14 protein-coding genes are annotated in these 15,797 nt (G+C 68.7%); 6 read left to right on the top strand and 8 right to left on the bottom strand.

Going from position 1 to position 15,797, the window contains the following annotated elements:
• The first annotated feature begins 274 nt into the window (after positions 1-274).
• The 5 genes from VKV26_16500 to VKV26_16480 all read left to right on the top strand — a co-directional run bounded on the left by VKV26_16500 (position 275) and on the right by VKV26_16480 (position 6,485).
• Positions 275-1,084 carry a (2Fe-2S)-binding protein gene (locus VKV26_16500; protein ID HLZ71504.1) on the top strand — a complete coding sequence of 270 codons (810 nt, stop codon included), beginning with the start codon at positions 275-277 and terminating at the stop codon, positions 1,082-1,084.
• A gap of 26 nt (positions 1,085-1,110) precedes the next feature.
• Positions 1,111-3,603: a xanthine dehydrogenase family protein molybdopterin-binding subunit gene (locus VKV26_16495; GenBank protein ID HLZ71503.1), complete on the top strand. Its 2,493-nt coding sequence runs from the start codon at positions 1,111-1,113 to the stop codon at positions 3,601-3,603.
• 62 nt (positions 3,604-3,665) lie between these two features.
• Positions 3,666-4,646 carry an FAD binding domain-containing protein gene (locus tag VKV26_16490; GenBank protein HLZ71502.1) on the top strand — a complete coding sequence of 327 codons (981 nt, stop codon included), beginning with the start codon at positions 3,666-3,668 and terminating at the stop codon, positions 4,644-4,646.
• Positions 4,643-5,395 (top strand): 4Fe-4S dicluster domain-containing protein, encoded by a 753-nt coding sequence (locus tag VKV26_16485; GenBank protein ID HLZ71501.1) that lies wholly within the window; start codon positions 4,643-4,645, stop codon positions 5,393-5,395. The genes VKV26_16490 and VKV26_16485 overlap by 4 nt, the downstream gene beginning before the upstream one ends.
• Before the next feature lie 73 nt (positions 5,396-5,468).
• On the top strand, positions 5,469-6,485 hold the full coding sequence (locus tag VKV26_16480; GenBank protein HLZ71500.1) for a cytochrome b/b6 domain-containing protein: 1,017 nt from the start codon (positions 5,469-5,471) through the stop codon (positions 6,483-6,485).
• 70 nt (positions 6,486-6,555) lie between these two features.
• Here the strand turns inward: VKV26_16480 and VKV26_16475 are convergent, their stop codons facing one another.
• The 5 genes from VKV26_16475 to VKV26_16455 form a co-directional block, all read right to left on the bottom strand.
• On the bottom strand, positions 6,556-8,802 hold the full coding sequence (locus VKV26_16475) for an MMPL family transporter (GenBank protein ID HLZ71499.1): 2,247 nt from the start codon (positions 8,800-8,802) through the stop codon (positions 6,556-6,558).
• A gap of 37 nt (positions 8,803-8,839) precedes the next feature.
• Entirely contained in the window at positions 8,840-9,409 is a 570-nt protein-coding gene (locus tag VKV26_16470) for a YceI family protein (protein HLZ71498.1), read from the bottom strand.
• Positions 9,410-9,575: 166 nt separating this feature from the next.
• Positions 9,576-9,863: a DUF1330 domain-containing protein gene (locus tag VKV26_16465; protein HLZ71497.1), complete on the bottom strand. Its 288-nt coding sequence runs from the start codon at positions 9,861-9,863 to the stop codon at positions 9,576-9,578.
• Positions 9,864-9,975: 112 nt separating this feature from the next.
• Positions 9,976-10,773, bottom strand: coding sequence for an ABC transporter permease (locus tag VKV26_16460; GenBank protein HLZ71496.1), 798 nt, complete (start codon positions 10,771-10,773; stop codon positions 9,976-9,978).
• Positions 10,774-10,807: 34 nt separating this feature from the next.
• A complete protein-coding gene (locus VKV26_16455) occupies positions 10,808-11,854 on the bottom strand; it encodes an ABC transporter ATP-binding protein (GenBank protein ID HLZ71495.1) in 1,047 nt (348 codons plus the stop codon).
• A 295-nt stretch (positions 11,855-12,149) separates the two neighbouring features.
• Here VKV26_16455 and VKV26_16450 point away from each other — a divergent pair, with 295 nt between their 5' ends.
• Positions 12,150-12,698 (top strand): TetR/AcrR family transcriptional regulator, encoded by a 549-nt coding sequence (locus tag VKV26_16450; protein HLZ71494.1) that lies wholly within the window; start codon positions 12,150-12,152, stop codon positions 12,696-12,698.
• A 201-nt stretch (positions 12,699-12,899) separates the two neighbouring features.
• Here the strand turns inward: VKV26_16450 and VKV26_16445 are convergent, their stop codons facing one another.
• From VKV26_16445 to VKV26_16435, 3 genes are all read right to left on the bottom strand, one after another.
• Positions 12,900-13,223: a hypothetical protein gene (locus VKV26_16445; protein ID HLZ71493.1), complete on the bottom strand. Its 324-nt coding sequence runs from the start codon at positions 13,221-13,223 to the stop codon at positions 12,900-12,902.
• A gap of 1,027 nt (positions 13,224-14,250) precedes the next feature.
• Complete coding sequence (locus tag VKV26_16440) at positions 14,251-15,042, bottom strand: RHS repeat-associated core domain-containing protein (protein HLZ71492.1); 792 nt, start codon at positions 15,040-15,042, stop codon at positions 14,251-14,253.
• A 281-nt stretch (positions 15,043-15,323) separates the two neighbouring features.
• The gene (locus VKV26_16435) at positions 15,324-15,662 is read right to left on the bottom strand and encodes a hypothetical protein (protein HLZ71491.1); all 339 of its coding nucleotides are present in this window, start codon (positions 15,660-15,662) and stop codon (positions 15,324-15,326) included.
• Between the last annotated feature and the right edge of the window lie 135 nt (positions 15,663-15,797).

The raw sequence follows: 15,797 nt of genomic DNA, 5'->3' as shown, positions 1-15,797 counted from the left end.
CTCGCGGCCTCTCCGGCCGGCCGCACGGCGGCAGCAGACGCCGCTTGCCCTTGCCGGCCCAGCGCAACGGCAGCCCGGCATGCTGCGCTGAGCGCGCCGCGCAGAACTCGCGCAAATCTGGCTGAACCTCCGCCCGCGTCCCGATACAGAATATGTCGTCAATGCCGTACAAACGGGCTTGACAACCGGTACGGACAGTTCCACCTTACGCATCGTAAGGCGCAGAAAAGGACACAGCCGACCGTCGACCGTGCTCTGCGTCGGGAGCGTCAGTATGGCAGACAACGGAAGTCTGTTTGACGACGAGCCGGAGAAGCCGCAGGAGCCCGCGTCCGCGCCTGCCCAGGGCCAACCCGGCCAGGAGGGAGGTGCGCCGCGGGGCGCCGTCTCGAGGCGACGCTTTCTCGTCGGCGCCGGCGTGGCGGCGGCGGCGGGGGCGGCGGCGGGTACGGCGGGCACGGTCGGCATCGGTTCGCTCGGCGGCGGCAAGAAGAGCAGCGGCGGCGCGACAAACGCACAGCCTGCCAAGGGGACGAACGGCACATCGGCCGGCGCCGCGGGCGGCGCCGCGGCCCAGGGCGTGACGGTCGGCCTACCCGCGGGGCAAACGATCTCGCAGGCGCTGGTGCGGCTCAACGTGAACGGCGCCGACCACTGGCTCAGCGTCGCCCCGCACGAGACCCTGGCCGAAGTCCTGCGGCAGAACCTGGGCCTGACGGGAACCAAGATCGGCTGCGATCGCTCCGAGTGCAGCGCCTGCACCGTGATCGTGGACGGCGTGCCGCAAAACTCCTGCTCCCTGCTGGCCATCCGTGAAGACGGCAGGAAGATCACGACCGTGGAGGGTCTTGAGCAGGGCACCACGCTCAGCGCGGTGCAGCAGGCGTTCATGGAGCACATGGGGCTGCAGTGCGGCTTCTGCACTCCGGGTCAGATCATGCAGGCCACGGCGCTGCTGCAGACCAACAAGAGCCCGGATGAAGCGGCCATACGGCGCGCGATGTCGGGCAACCTCTGCAAGTGCGCGGCCTATCCAAACATCCTGGCGGCGGTCGCGCAGGCCGCCAAGGCGAGCGCCGGCTGAGCGGTGAGCGGAAAGAGGCGATCACGATGGCTGAGAATACGCAAAGGCCCGGCCGCCGCACGATCGACTACGTCTACGGCGACCTGCTTTCGACCCACGCCCTCCACCAGCAGCGGGAGATTGAGTCTAAAGACCGCACCGGCATCTCGCAGATCGAGCGCGTCCTCAGCGGGGAAGAGCGCCCCGCCGACGTGGAGCGCGACCGGGAGCGCCTGCGCGGCCTGGGGGCGCTCGGCCCGCAGGCCGGACCCCGCACCACGCTGCGCGTCGCGGCCGGCAGCGTGGTGGGCAAGCCCACGGTGGATTTTCGCGCGCGTGACAAGGTGACCGGGCGCGCCCAGTACTCCGTCGATACCTATCTGCCCGGCATGCTCTGGGCAAAGGTGCTGCGCAGCCCGCTGCCGCACGCGACCGTGGCCTCGATCGATACGAGCAAGGCCGAGGCGTACCCCGGAGTGCGCGCGGTGATCACTTACAAGGACGTACCGACCAAAGTTCCGCGGCCGGCGCTGACCGGCGAACCCGCCTTCGCCGGCGAGCCGGTCGCCGCCGTCGCCGCCGACTCCGCGGCGATCGCCGAAGAGGCGCTGGCGCTGATCGACGTCAAGTTCCAGCAACTTCCCCACGTCCTGGACCCGCGCGAGGCGCTCAAGGCGGGCGCGGCGGCCGTGCGGAATGCGCTGAAGGCGAACGCGATCCGCGATCCGCAGTTCAGCTACTCCCGCGGCGATACGGCCCAGGGCTTCGCCGCGGCGGACGTGACGGTCGAAATCAGCGTCGAGACGTCTTACGAGCAGCACGTGGCGCTCGAACCGCACAACGCCGTTGCCGTCTGGGACCGCGACCAGTTGACGATCTACAGCGGCACGCAGTACGCGCACGGCGTCGCCTCCGCGATCGCCGCGGAGTTGGGCATGCCGCAGTCGGCCGTGCACCTGCTCGCGCACGACACCGGCGGCGGCTTCGGCGACAAGACGGGCCGCCAGGCCTACCACATCCTCACGGCGCTGCTAGCGAAGAAGACCGGGCGCCCGGTGCGCTGGGAGCTGAGCCGCAAGGACATCTTCGTCGATACAGGTCACAACTATCCGCTCTTCGCCAGCGCCAGGCTCGGCGTCAAGAAGGACGGCACGATCACGGCGATCGAGGGCACGTCGTACATCGCCGGCGGCGCCTACGGCACGGTCGCCAACGCCGACGACTGGGAGTCCGCGACGCGCACCTACCGCATCCCCAACGTGAAGGTGGCCGGGTTCGCCGCCTTCACCAATACGGTGATCACCGCGGCGCTGCGCTCGGTGGGCGAGGCCTCCGGCAACTTCATGACGGAGAACCTGATCAACAAGGCCGCCGAAGCGATCGACATGGACCCGCTGGAGTTCCGGCTGAAGAACATCGTCACCGACGTCGACCAGGTGGTGAACCTGCCCTACTCCAGCAACGGCCTGCGCGAGGCGATTATGCGCGGCGCGGAGCTGTTCAACTGGCAGGCGCGCTGGAAGGGCTGGAAGAAGGGGCCATTCGACCTCACCCGGCCCCAAAAGGGCATCGGCATGATGTGCTTCACCTGCAACAAGGGTGCGGCCGGACCGCCGATGACCGGCCTCGTCCAGATCCAGACCGATGGCTCGGTGTTGCTGAACACCGGCGCGGCGGATATCGGCGGCGGCCAGGGCACGACCTGGAGCATGATCGCCGCCGAGGCGATCGGCGTGCCGCTCTCTCAGGTCAGCATCGCGCGCATGGACACCCACGCCGGCCCGAACACGGGCATCGTCGCCGGCAGCCGCGGCACCAAGTCCGTCGGGCTGGCGATGCTGGCCGCGGCGCAGGACGCGAAGAACAAGCTCTTGGAGGGCGTCGCCGTCAAGTGGAAGCTGCCCGACACCTCGGACCTGGACATCAAAGACGGCATCGTCTTCCGCAAGAGCGATCCCGGCAACAGGGACTTCCAGTTCACCATGGCCCAGGCCGCGGCTTCCAGCGTCGTGATCGTCGACGGACAGCCGCAGCCGGTCTCCGGCACGCTGATCGGCGAATCGCGCGTGCCCGCGCCGAGCGGGTACTCGCAGAAGACCTTCGGCGCCGGCTTTTATGAGATCGAGGTCGATCCGGGCACCGGCTACGTGCACGTCACCGAGGCCGTCCAGGTGCACGACGTCGGGCGCGCCATCAATCCGACCGGGGTGATCAACCAGATCCACGGCGGCGTGACGCAGGGGATGAACAAGGCGCTGACCGAGGAGCTGCTCTACGATCCGCCGACGGGCGTGATCATGAACCCCAACCTGGACGACTACAAGCTGCACATGCTCGACGCGCTGCCCGACAAGGTGCAGGTGGACTTTGTCGAGCCGTATGACCATATCGGCCCGTTCGGCGCCAAGGGGATCGGCGAGCCGGCGCTGCTGCCGGCTTCGGCCAGCATCCATGCCGCCATCCACGACGCGCTGGGCATCTACGTCGACCACCAGCCCATGACGCCTCCGCGCATTCTGGACGCGCTGCGCGGCGCCTAGCCTGCTGATTGGCCGAGGGCTGAGACGGCTGCGAGGAGGCCGAGACGCGAACCATTGGCTACATGAAGCACACAGACTGGCGGCAGGCATCGGTTGCGCTGGCGAAGGCGCCGAAGGCGCGCGCCATCGCCGGCGGCAGCGACCTGCTCGACATGGTTAAGGAAGGCCTGCAGGGGAGCGGCCTGCCGCGCTGGGAGACGTTCGTCGACATCCGCACGATCGACGGCAGCGACGCGATCACCGCCAAGTCCGACGGCCTGACGATCGGCGCCCTGGCCACACTCTCCGCGATCGAACGGCACCCCGACATCGTCAAGACGTATTCCGTGCTGTCCAGGGCTGCCGGCGCCGCCGCCTCGCCGAACATCCGCAACGTGGGCACGATCGGCGGCAACATCAACCAGCGGCCGCGCTGCTGGTACTTCCGCAACACGGAGTTCGACTGCTACAAGAAGGGCGGCAACTTCTGCTTCGCCGTCACGGGCTCCAACACCTATCACGCCATCCTCAACGGCGAGCTCTGCTACATCGTGCACCCCTCGGATACGGCGCCCGCCCTGATGGCGCTGAACGCAAGCGCCGTGATCAGCACGCCGACCGCCGACAAGACGGTCTCGTTCGACAACTACTTCACCGGCCCGCGTGTCGACGTGCTGCGCGAGAACATCCTCTCGCAGGGGGATCTGCTCAAGGAGATCCGCATCCCGGCGCCGAAACCGGGCACGGGGATGGCCTGGTTCAAGGCGCAGCGGCGCGGCCAGACCTACGACTTCGCCATGGCGAACATCGCCACGGTGATCACCAAGGAGAACGGCAAGGTCAGCGAAAGCCGCATCGTGCTCAGCGGTGTGGCGCCGACGCCCTACCGCGCGACGGCGGCCGAAGACGTGATCAAAGGGCAGGCCGTCGACGCCAGGCTTGCCCAGCAGGCGGCCGACCAGGCGCTGCTGCCGGCGCGGCCGATGACGAACAACGCCTACAAGGTCGGCCTGGCGAAGAGCCTGATCGTGCGCTCGATCCTCGAGGCGTGGGGGCAAGGGTGACGCAGCAAGGCGGCGCCGCGCCGGTCCAGGCCGACATGGACCGGCGGGCGTTTCTGAAGACGACGGGCGGCGCCGTCGCCTCCGTGGCGCTCGTCGGGCTGGGGCTCGTCGGGGCGCTCAAGGGCGTCGCCTTCCCCTCGATCGCCAACGCGAGCGGCGTGATCATGCCCGATCCGTCGCTCTGCATCGGCTGCCTCACCTGCGAAGTCCAGTGCTCCGAAGTCCACAAGCAGGCGGGCCTCTCCGACGTGCCGCGTATCCGCATCTACCACCGCGACACGGTGCAGGTGGACCCGCAGATCGTGGCGAACTTCGGCGACCGCGGGCGCTTCTTCCAACACGTCTGCTTGCAGTGCCCGGACGCGCCCTGTGTGCCCGTCTGCCCGGTAAATGCGCTGCATGTGGACGGGAAGACCGGCGCCCGCGTGATCGATCCGAAGACCTGCATCGCCTGCGGCAAGTGCGAGCAGGCCTGCATCTTCCCGACGCCGCCAGAGAGCCAGGCCGTCTCCAGCGAGCACTACCACCAAACGTCGCGCATCACGCGCGACACGAAGCTGAACGTCTTCGCCAAGTGCGACCTCTGCAACTTCCGGCCGGAGGGACCGGCCTGCATCGAGCGCTGCCCGGTGAACGTGCGCATCAAGCAGGGGATCATCAAGAGCGACGTGATGTGCCTCGACCTGCTGAAGCCCGAGAACAAGAGCAACTTCGAGAAGATGCGGGCGCAACAGACGGCGCCGGCCTGATGCGCCGGTCTTGCTGAGGCCGGGCCTCCAGCAGCTTCAGGGCGGTTTCAATCGCCGGCATGAGGAAGAAGCGATGAGCGCACGACAGGAGCGTATCCCCGGCGCAGCGCCACGCCCGTCCACGCGCTGGTTGCCCGCCCTGTTGCTGCTGCTGACCGTCGTCGGGGCGGTGCTGGTGCTGCCGATGGTCACGCACGACCAGGGGGCGCGTAGCTGGTACCGCGGTCTGCTCGGCGGCAGCGGGCTGTACCGGCTGGACGTCGCCTTCGCGCGGCTGGCGCCGTTCATCCTCGCGGCCGGCGTCTGCCTGGCGCTGATCGTGCGCGGCCGCGGGCGGCGTCATGTGCTCGTGGTCGGCACCTCGCTGCGCCGGCACGAGTGGAGCGAAGTGGTTACGCACTGGGCCAACGCCGCCGGCATCGGTATCGGCCTGATCACGGCGGCCTGGCTGAAGCGCTGGATCGGCCGGCCCTTCTCGCTGGAAACGACCTACCTGCTGCACTTCATCGGCGCCGGGCTCACGCTCGCGGCCGTCGCCTACCACCTCACCTTTGAGCTGGCTGGCGGCGGCGCCGGCCTCGTGCCGCGCCGGCTTGCCGACGTTAAGAATGCGCTGGCCGAGGTGATCAGCTACACCGGCGTCTACCGCGGCCTGCGAGGCGCCTTCGGCGTGCAGCTGCCGCCGGTGATCCGGCGGCCGCTGCAGAAGCCGCTGCGGGCGCTGAAGCTCGCGCCGGATCCGCCGGGCAAGTACCTGGCCACGGAGAAGGTGCTCTCCTACACGATCTGGACGGTGCTGATCGCGATCATCGTGCTGACGGGCCTGGTCAAGTCGCTGCACTACGTCTTCGCCATGCCGGCCGGGCTCAGGCAGGCGGCGACCTTCCTGCACGACGGCGCCACGCTCTTCATCCTCGCCTTCCTCTGCATCCACGTGGCGGCGTTAGTCCTGGTGCCGCGCAACTGGCCGCTCGTCGGCTCGATGTTCACCACGCGCGTGCCGCGAGCCTACGCGAAGCACCACCTGCCGGGCTGGGAAGCGGAGGCCGAGCGGGAGGAAGACGCGCGGGGCGCCAGCCGCATTCTGTAAGCGATCGAGGCGGGGCAAGCCCGCCTACGGAAGCACGAGCGTCCGTAGGCGGGCGAAGGGATCGGCGCGGTCAGTCGTCCCGGCGCACCGGCACCGGCTGGAGCAGCGGCGTGCCGGGCAGGCCGGCGCCGTGCCCCGCCTTGCCTTCAACATCCAGGTGGGGCAGCATGCGGTCGAGCCAGGCAGGCAGCCACCAGTTGCCGTTGCCCAGCAGCTCCATCGTGGACGGCACCAGCACCAGCCGCACGATCGTCGCATCGACGAAGACTGCCGTCGCTAGGCCGACGCCGAACTCCTTGACCACGCGCGCGTCGCCCAGTGCGAAGCTGAGGAAGACGACGACCATGATCGCCGCCGCGGCCGTGATCACCCGCGCGGTCACGGCCAGGCCGTGCGCGACGGCCGACTTGTTGTCTCCCGTCGCCAGGTACGCTTCGCGCACGCGGCTGATCAGGAACACTTCATAGTCCATCGAAAGGCCGAAGAGGATGGCGAAGAGGAACATCGGCAGGAAACTCTCCACCGGCCCCTTGCGCACGCCGACCACGTTCGAGAACCAGCCCCACTGGAAGACCGCGACCAGCACGCCGTAGGCCGCGCCGATCGAGATCAGGTTCATCACGCCCGCCTTCAGCGCCACGACGGCCGAGCGGAAGACGGCCGTCAGCACCAGCACCGAGAGGCCGATCACCGCGGTGAAGAAGAGCGGCAGGCGGCTCTGGATGCGGTCGCCGATATCGATGAACGCCGCGGTCGGTCCGGCGACGTAGGCGCGGACACCCGTGCCTGCCAGCGCCGGAGGCAGCGTGCCGTGGCGCAGGGTGTGGATCAGGTCCTGCGTCGCCGTGTCCTGCGGCGAAGTGGACGGCGTCACCTGGATGATCGCCGCGTCGCCGGCCGCGTTCTGCAGCGGCGCCGAGACCTGCGCCACGCCCGGCTGGGCGGAGAGCACGCGGCCCAGGGTCGCCAGCGCTGCGCCGCCCTTCGCGCCGGCCCCCTTCGTGTCCACCACGATCGCCAGCGGGCCGTTGAAGCCGGCGCCGAACCCGTCGCTCAGCAGATCGTAGGCGCGGCGCGAGTGCAGCGAGGTCGGCCCGTTGCCGGCGTCCGACGAGCCGAGCTGGAGCCGCAGCACCGGCAGCGCCAGCGCCAGCAGCAGGGCCAGCGAGGCGCCGAACCAGAGCAGCGGCCGTCGCTGGATGCGCCGCGCCAGGCGGTACCAGCCGCCAGTCTGCTGGCTGCCGCCGAGCTCCACGTGCAGGAAGGGGACGGACCAGCGGTCGATGCCGCGCCCGCTGAAAGCGAGCAGCGCCGGCAGCAGCGTCAGCGCCACCAGCACGGCCACGGCGACGACCAGCGAGGAGCCGACGCCCAGGGCGCCGACGAAGGGGATGCCGACCAGCGTGAGGCCGAGCAGCGCGATCACCACCACGCTGCCCGCGAAGATCACCGAGCGGCCGGCCGTCGTCAGCGCCAGCTCGACGCTCTCCGCGACGCTCTTGCCGGCGTGCAGCCCCTCGCGGTAGCGGGTGACGACGAGCAGCGCGTAGTCGATGCCCACGCCGAGGCCGATCAGCGCGGCGAACTCGCTTGCGAACGAGGGAAACTCCAGCACGTTGGCCAGAAAGGCGATCCCGGCGAAGCTGACGCCGAGCGCCACGATCGCCGTCGCCAGCGGCAGGCCCATCGCCACGACGGAGCCGAAGGCGAGCAGCAGGATGAAGACGGCGAAGAGCACGCCGATCGCCTCGCTGGCGCCGGGCGGCGCCACGTCCGTCTGGTAGACCACGGCGCCGCCCGCCTCGACCGTCAGCCCGCCGCCCTTCGCCCGGTCGACCAGGTTCAGAAGCGGCTTCACGTCGGGCGCCGTGAGCGAGCTAGCGCGCTTGGCGTACTGCACGCTGGCGTAGCCGATCGTGCCGTCCTGCGAGATGCCGCCGGCGCCGTTCTGCTGATACGGCGAACCGACGCCGACCACGCCCTTGAGACCGGCCGCTTCGTGCAGAACCGTCGCCACCACGCCCTGCACGGCGGGGTCGTTCAGCCCGCGGGCATCCTTGAAGACGATCGTGGCGCTGTCGCCGGCCTGCTGCGGAAAACGGCTCTTCAGCAGGTCGGCGGCCTTCTGCGACTCGGTGCCGGGGATATCGAGGTTGCTGGAGAAGCTGCCGCCCGCCGCCCGCGAGAGGGCGAGCAGGCCGATCAGGGCGACCACCCAGATACCGACCACCAGGCCGCGACGGCGTGTCACCACGCCCGCCCAGCGGCTCAGCAGTCCGTTGCGTTCACTGTTGCTGCGTCTGTGTGCGGTGTGCATCGAGAGTGTCCTGTATTCCACCAGCCGGCGGCGCTCGTTAGGCGCGGACGGCCTCGATGTCGATGCTGATCGCCAGCTCATCGCCGACGCCGAGGTACCACGCGCGCCAGGTCAGGCCGAAGTCGCGCCGGTTCACCACGGTGGTGGCGCTGAAGCTGAGCCGCGGCAGCCGCGGATCCTGCTCGGGCGCGGCATGCGTCTCCAGCTCCACGGGACGCGTCACGCCGTGGATGGTGAGATCGCCGCTGATGCGGTAGCTGCCGGCCGCTGGGTCCACCGGCGTCACTACGCGGCTTTCGAACGTGATCGCGGGGTACCTCTCGACGTCGAGGAAGTCGCGGCCGCGCAGATGCTTGTCGCGCATGCGGCTCTCCATGCTGTTGCCGGTGGTTACGCTCGCGGTCTGGATCGTGGCGGCCACGTGCGACTCGGACGGTTGGGCGGCGTTGAGCGCGATCGTGCCGGCGACCTCGGTGAAGCGGCCGCGCACCCGGCGCGGCACGACGAGTTGGCGCTTGTGAACGGCGAAGCTCACCCGCGAGCGGGCGGGATCGATCTGCCAGGTGGTCGCGGTGTCGGAGTCGTTGGCGGTAGCTGGCGTCGTCATAGTCTTGTTCCTCAGGTGAATCTGGGGCCGAATCGGCGGCGCGCTCTGCCGAGGCGGCGCGCCGGGGTGCAGGCGGTCGCCGCCGGCAGTGCTGTGCAGAGTTGCGATGGCTGCGGGGTGGATGGGACGAAACCAGTCGACGGCGGGTGCGCCGCCGCCCGCTTCGCTAGATGCCGGGGACGACGAAGAGGTTCATGCGCGAGGAGCGCAGCCGCAGTTCCTTCGGCTCGCGGTACTCTTCAGAGTCGTACCAGCGCTGCACATGCTCCGGGCTGGGGAACTCAATCACGAACATGCTCAGCGGCTGCAGCTCCCCTTCCAGCACGCGTGGCTGCCTGCCGGCGACCACGCGGCCCTCGTGCTGCTGGATCGTCTGCCCGACGACCTGCGCGTAGCGGCTCATGCCCTCGGCATCGGTGACCTCCAGGGCTTGCACGACGACGAATGCGGACATCTCTCTTGCTCCTGTCTTCATGTCTTCATGGCTTTAGATGTAGGGCTGCGCGGGAGCGGCAGCCGTTGCTCGGGTCGGCGTCCAGGCGGGGTGTCGAGCAGACGCGGCAGGGCTACTGCAGCGCCGAGCGGCGGAAGACCTGCATGGAGGCGAAGACGAACAGGACGGCGAAGCCGGCGAGCACGGCGAGGCTGGCCGCCGCCAGCGCCGTCTCCGAGTGGCTGCCCCAGATCGACTGCAGGCCGCTGGGCGAGCCTCCGACCAGGCCGTGCCGCATCAGCGCCAGCGCGTGCGTCGAGGGCAAGACCTTGGCGACGCCCGCGAGCCCCTTCGGCAGCACGTCGATCGGGAAGAGTGAGCCGGCGAAGAACCAGGGCACGATCGCGATCGCGGGGATGATGCCGACGTACTCCTCCTGCGAGCGGGCGCGGAAGGCCAGCACCTCCGCGATCGCCGCGACGATCGCGGCCAACAGCACCGCGGACACGGCGAACCAGAGCACGCCGCTCATCGAGGTGTGCAGCGTGGCGCCGCGCACCACGGCCGCCAGCACGAGCACGACCACCTGCAACGATGTCACCGTCAGTGTTGCCAGCACGTTGCCCAGCGGCACCAGCCAGCGCGGCAGCGGCGCCGCCAGCAGCTCGCGCAGGCCGCCGTGCTCGCGGTCGGCGAAGACGCTGATGCCGGTGAACAGCGCGTTCAGCGGCACGAGCAGCACCACGGTGGCGACGGAGACGAAGGTCATGTAATTCACTCTCGGGTTGAACGAGCCGAGCGAATCGTTCAGCGCCGGCGCGATCACCAGGGCGAAGAGCAGCGGTGTGGTCAGCGGCACCAGCAGCTCGCGCGGGCTGCCCGCGAGCAGCCGCAGGCGCCGGCGGTAGAGCGTGATCAGTTGCGAGAGCATCATTACGCTTCCTTTCAGGGTTGGGAGGCCGGCGTCAGGCGGCGAGACGGGCGCCGGTGTGACGCAAATACACGTCGTCCAGCGTCGGGCGGCGCACGGCGATCGAGCGCAGCGGCAGGGCGGCGTCGCGCAGGCAGCGCACGGCGACGTCGCCCTGGCCCTCCTGCAGCGGGATCGTGAGCAGCGTGCCGATCGCCAGCGCGTTCTCCGTCGGGATGCCGCCGGCGCTCAGGGCTTCGCGTACGGCAGCCGCGGCGCCGGCCGCGTCCACTTCCAGCACCTCGGCGCCCAGGGCGGCCAGCAGGTTCGCGGGCGAATCCATGGCGACGATGCGGCCGGCGTGCATGATCGCGATGCGGTCGCAGAGCCGCTCGGCCTCGTCCAGGTAGTGCGTGGTGAGCAGGAGGGTGAGCCCCTGCCGGGCGCGCAGGTCCTGGATCAGCGCCCACAACTCGTGGCGGATCGCCGGGTCCAGGCCGACGGTCGGCTCGTCGAGAAAGAGCACCTGCGGGTCGCTGAGCACGGCGCGGGCGATCTCCAGCCGCCGGCGCTGGCCGCCGCTGAAGCTGCGCGCCGGCCGGTCGATCACCTCGCCGAGGCCCATCAGCTCGATCAGCTCGGCCATGCGCTGGCTGGCGCGGTCTTTGGGCACGCCCCAGAGGCGGGCGTGCAGCGTCAGATTGGCCCGGCCCGACAAGGCCCCGTCCAGCACCGAGTCCTGGAAGACGATGCCGGAGACGCGCCGCGCCGCGATCGCCTCGCGATCGACGTCGTGGCCGGCGAGCATGACCTTGCCGCTGGTGGGGCGCACGGTCGTCGTGAGGATGCCGATCGTGGTGGACTTGCCGGCGCCGTTGGGGCCGAGCAGGCCGAACGCCTCGCCGCGGCGCACCTCAAAGGAGACGCCGCGCAGCGCCTCGACGCCGCCCGCGTAGGTCTTGCACAGCTCGCGTACCCAGACGCCTGTGCCGGCGTGCATGGGCAGGGGAGGCGAGGCGGCGGATGTGCCCGCCGTGCGGTCTGCTGCGTGCGGGCCAGTGTCGCCCACTGCCGGGGGACGTCCGCGCGGTTCAGCGGCCATGACTGCTCCTTCCGTGTTGGCTCCGTGCTTCAGGATAGATTCCAATGCAGATACGTAACGTATCTATGATCACGGTGCGCGATGCCGCCGCGCGGCGCTCGCGTCTTGCGGTCCGATCGGCCCCGGGCAAAGCGGCCGAGGCGGGCACTGGCCGTTTGGGCAGGTACCGGCGCCCGCACGCATGGCGGCAGGCGCGGGCTTTGCTACACTGGCGCCGATGCCACACCTAGCAAGTGACGCCGAAGCTGCTGTATCCGCGCCCGCGGCGCGCGGCGGCCGCCCGCTCGACGAGGCGGTGGACACGGCCATCCTGCGCGCGGCGGTGCGGCTGCTGATCAAGCAGGGCTACGCGCGCATGTCGATCGCCGGCGTGGCCGAGGCCGCCGGCGTGGGGCGGCCGGCGATCTACCGCCGTTACCGCGACAAGTCCGAGCTGGTGCTGGCGGCGATCGCCTACATGCGCAACCAGGCCGCGGCGCCGGACAGCGGCGACACGCGCGCCGACCTGGTCCGGCACCTGGAGCAGGCGCGGCAGAAGTTCGACACGACGCTGATGGGCACGCTGCTGGTGGAAGAGCGCCAGCACCCGGAGCTGTTGCGCCGCTTCCGCGAGCGCATGATCGCGCCGCGCAGCGAGGACGTGATGGCGGCGCTGGCGCGCGGCCAGGCGCGCGGCGAGGTGCGCGCCGACCTCGACCTGCAGTTGGCCGCCCACGCGGTGATGGGCAGCTTCCTCTTCCACTACATCGCCGTCGGCCCGCCGGCGCGCGGCTGGGCCGAGCGCGTCGTCGCCACCCTCTGGCCCGCCTTCGCCGCCGACAAGGCCCGAACAGGCTCTTTCTAAGACATGGTTTCAAAACCGGCTCGAGTTCCCGCTTGTAGGTGTGCGATCGCACCTGAACGCCGGTTTTGAAACCATCTGTAAGTGAGCGAGTGAGCGTGGATGGCCAGTACCGGCGCCTGGGAGCGCGTCACCCGCCGGCAACATCCGCTTGGCCTGTGCGTATATCGCCCTCATGCGTGCAGATTTCATATGAATAGGCCCTTAATGACGGAGGGCCGCCTGCGGAGAGAGAAAGCGCACAGTACCCGCGCCGGCGTCCAAAGCACGCCATTCTGGAGTGCCGTAGCCACGCAGAGTATAGGTTACTAGCGCGCACTCCTCGATCCGAAGTTCGAACGCATCGGCTATGACCCGTCCGGGTTCGGTGACGACGAGCACGTTCTGTCGGCGGAACTCGAGAAGCACCGTCCGATCCAATGCTGTGGACCACGTGAGGTCAACGAATTCATCATAGGGGCGACCCACCCAGCCACTTGGGAGCACGATGTTCGCATGCTTCGCCGAGCCGAACCAGTCGACGACCATTCGTACAACGTCAGTCGTCCGCATTTCGCCACCATCTGCTACGGTGGTAGACTCCCGCCGCCAACTATCCATCAGGTTCGACGCCGCTGGCCTGCCGGGGCATGTGAAAGCCGGGAAGATCGCCCGATCGAAGCGCGGCGTTGGAGAGCACCTTTGCGGCCGGAGATGGCTGGCCAGCGCCGGCTGCCGTTCGACTCACGGCCGTGGACTCTCTCGAGACCGTAGCCAGTCCAGGTCCGGACGTATGTTGGATGCAGCCGCCGAGAATCACGATCCCACCGACGACGGCTGCGGCAAGCAGTGAGTGCCGCGAACGGCTAATCAACCCGGCCACATCTAACCATCCGTCTCCGGGCGAGCCGCCGCAGATCGCCCGGACGTTCGCCTGCGTAAGACCGTTAGCGATCTATTGCGCTCTCCCTAGCAAGAAGGAGCCTGCGCTGCCGGGACTCGTTCTCCTAGTCCGGGAAGCGCAGTAAATGTCCTCCTGCATCGAGTCCGTAGCCGCCAGCGGGATAACCAGCAGGCGACAGGGATAAAGGAAAAGTGGAACCCGGCAGCTCCGCCCTCGATCCGCAGAGGCCAGCTAAACTACCGAAGCCCCGTTGCGCCGGACGGTGATGCCTGGAACGAGCTTCGCTGCCCGAAACCGGCGCTGAGTTCCCTCCGGATCGCGGCGGAGCGCAGTGAAGACGATGGCCAAAGCGCCTCGCGGCGCGATGGGCGTGCAGTCATTAAGTAGCCAACTTGCCCGTGCTTCTCGCCAGCCATTGCTCTCGCGCATACGCATGAGCGTCGTGGCTGCCTTTGTGTCACCCGAGTACATGATATGACCATTGTCCTCGTCTAGTCGGCGAATTAACGCGGCATACTTCCCCTCGCCCTCCTGTCGATCGGGGAGGCTGGGCGTTGGCACCTCCACCAGCCATGCTCGTTCCGCGAGCTCCTCAACTGCCTCAGCCTGTTCGTCTTGTCGTCGGATCACTGCCAACGTCTCCTCTCAATTTGGTAGCAGCGAATCTGATGTTCATCGGTCGACCCGTATGGTCACCGACGCGGAAACGAAGGAACCGGGCTCAAAGTAGTCGTCAACCCGGTAGCGGTTGTCCGAGTCGAGCGAGAAGCTGACCGGTCCCTCGCCTACAAACTTGTGCTCACCGTCGCTTTTCTCTTGCGACGGTAGCTGTGGCCAGTCATTATATAGCGTGATGTAGCCACGCCTGCCAGACTTTTCATTCAGCCATTGGATTCCGATGTGCCAGCCGGTGATGCCGCCTGCACCTTCGTGAAGGGCCATCTGCACGTGGACGTACACCCGGCCTTTACCCAAAGACTCGGCGCTCAGGGTGAAGCACCCAGCATTTTCAGATTCCATCCTAGATTCACGCGGCGTTAAACCCTGTGACTCGCCTTCTTTTGCCGCCGCAATTTGCGTGGAGTTGCTCACGTCAATACTCGCGCCCACGGCTTCCGCCGCGGCAACGCGGGCCGCGGTTGGATCAGTGACGGCGGCCGCATACATGGCATCGTTAACCGAGCCGGTGCCGCTCTCGGCCTCCTCCAGGGTATAGGCGAAGGTACCGTCCGTGCGCCCGCGGATACAAGGGTTGTGCAGCAGCGTATCGCGGCCGGTGGGGTCCGTGCCCGTGGCTGGATTGTCGCCGGCGTAGCTGTAGGACCAACCATCCTTGGGGTCGCGGCTCAAGAACCGGCCGGTGGCGGGGTCAGAGTAGCGGGCGCGAAGGTATTGCCGGCCAGCGGGGTCGGTCTGCTGGCCGGCGAACTGGAACTCCTCGTAGGCACTCCCCGTCCGGTCCACCAGGTTGCCGCGGCCGTCGTAGCTGTTGATGGTCTGATAGCCGCGCGGGTCGCTGCTACTCAGCAGGTTGTTGAGGCCGTCGTAGGTGTTCGTCGTCGTGTAGCCGAGCGCGTCCTTTCCGTGGACAAGACACGGAACGGGAGCAATGCGTTACGCGTTACGGTTCCGTGCCGGTTTGGCGTTGAGAAGGTCGTGACGCGTCCAGGGCCGCGCTGCCCGAAGCATGACAGCCTGCGCAGGAGCAGCGGCCACGACACCGTGGTGCCAAACCGTGGCCCTGCTCAGCGGCGTTGCTCGCGGTCGAAGGCATCCGGCGGAAGGTTGGTTCGGCGCACGGCGCCCGGCGGCTTCTGCGCCTTCGCCATGAAGTTCTTGAAGGCCGGATCGTGGCGGTAGCGTTGCAGCGAACGCAACGGAGTCTCGGCCGCCGCTTGCCCGGCGTGCGCGGCCGGCTCGGCACCGGTCGCGCCTGCACGATCCGACTCGGCAAGCGAGGGCTCAATCTCGGCGGGCTCCGGGGCAGGCGCCTCTTGCCCGATCGACGGAGGCGTGCCCGCGCCGGCAGCCGCCTGCTCACGCCGCCGCCTTCTGTTGCCGAACAGCCGTCCCAGCACGCTCATCGCCATCCCTCGTCCTGCCTATCGTAGCGGACACGGCGGCGTTGTGCGGCCCCGCCTGGCAGCGGCAGCACGCCCGACTGCGGTAGAATCGGGGGCGATACCCACGACGCCGCACGGCCGGCCGGCACGGCGCGG

The sequence above is a fragment of the Dehalococcoidia bacterium genome, from assembly GCA_035310145.1.
Lineage (GTDB): Bacteria > Chloroflexota > Dehalococcoidia > CAUJGQ01 > CAUJGQ01 > CALFMN01.
This window is presented reverse-complemented; position numbering and strand designations above follow the sequence as displayed.

Coding starts and splice junctions, on each gene's coding strand:
- VKV26_16455 (HLZ71495.1), bottom strand. CDS start 11,854: ATGGCCGCTGAACCGCGCGGACGTCCCCCGGCAGTGGGCGACACTGGC.
- VKV26_16435 (HLZ71491.1), bottom strand. CDS start 15,662: ATGAGCGTGCTGGGACGGCTGTTCGGCAACAGAAGGCGGCGGCGTGAG.
- VKV26_16465 (HLZ71497.1), bottom strand. CDS start 9,863: ATGTCCGCATTCGTCGTCGTGCAAGCCCTGGAGGTCACCGATGCCGAG.
- VKV26_16490 (HLZ71502.1), top strand. CDS start 3,666: ATGAAGCACACAGACTGGCGGCAGGCATCGGTTGCGCTGGCGAAGGCG.
- VKV26_16475 (HLZ71499.1), bottom strand. CDS start 8,802: ATGCACACCGCACACAGACGCAGCAACAGTGAACGCAACGGACTGCTG.
- VKV26_16445 (HLZ71493.1), bottom strand. CDS start 13,223: ATGGTCGTCGACTGGTTCGGCTCGGCGAAGCATGCGAACATCGTGCTC.
- VKV26_16480 (HLZ71500.1), top strand. CDS start 5,469: ATGAGCGCACGACAGGAGCGTATCCCCGGCGCAGCGCCACGCCCGTCC.
- VKV26_16470 (HLZ71498.1), bottom strand. CDS start 9,409: ATGACGACGCCAGCTACCGCCAACGACTCCGACACCGCGACCACCTGG.
- VKV26_16495 (HLZ71503.1), top strand. CDS start 1,111: ATGGCTGAGAATACGCAAAGGCCCGGCCGCCGCACGATCGACTACGTC.
- VKV26_16460 (HLZ71496.1), bottom strand. CDS start 10,773: ATGCTCTCGCAACTGATCACGCTCTACCGCCGGCGCCTGCGGCTGCTC.
- VKV26_16500 (HLZ71504.1), top strand. CDS start 275: ATGGCAGACAACGGAAGTCTGTTTGACGACGAGCCGGAGAAGCCGCAG.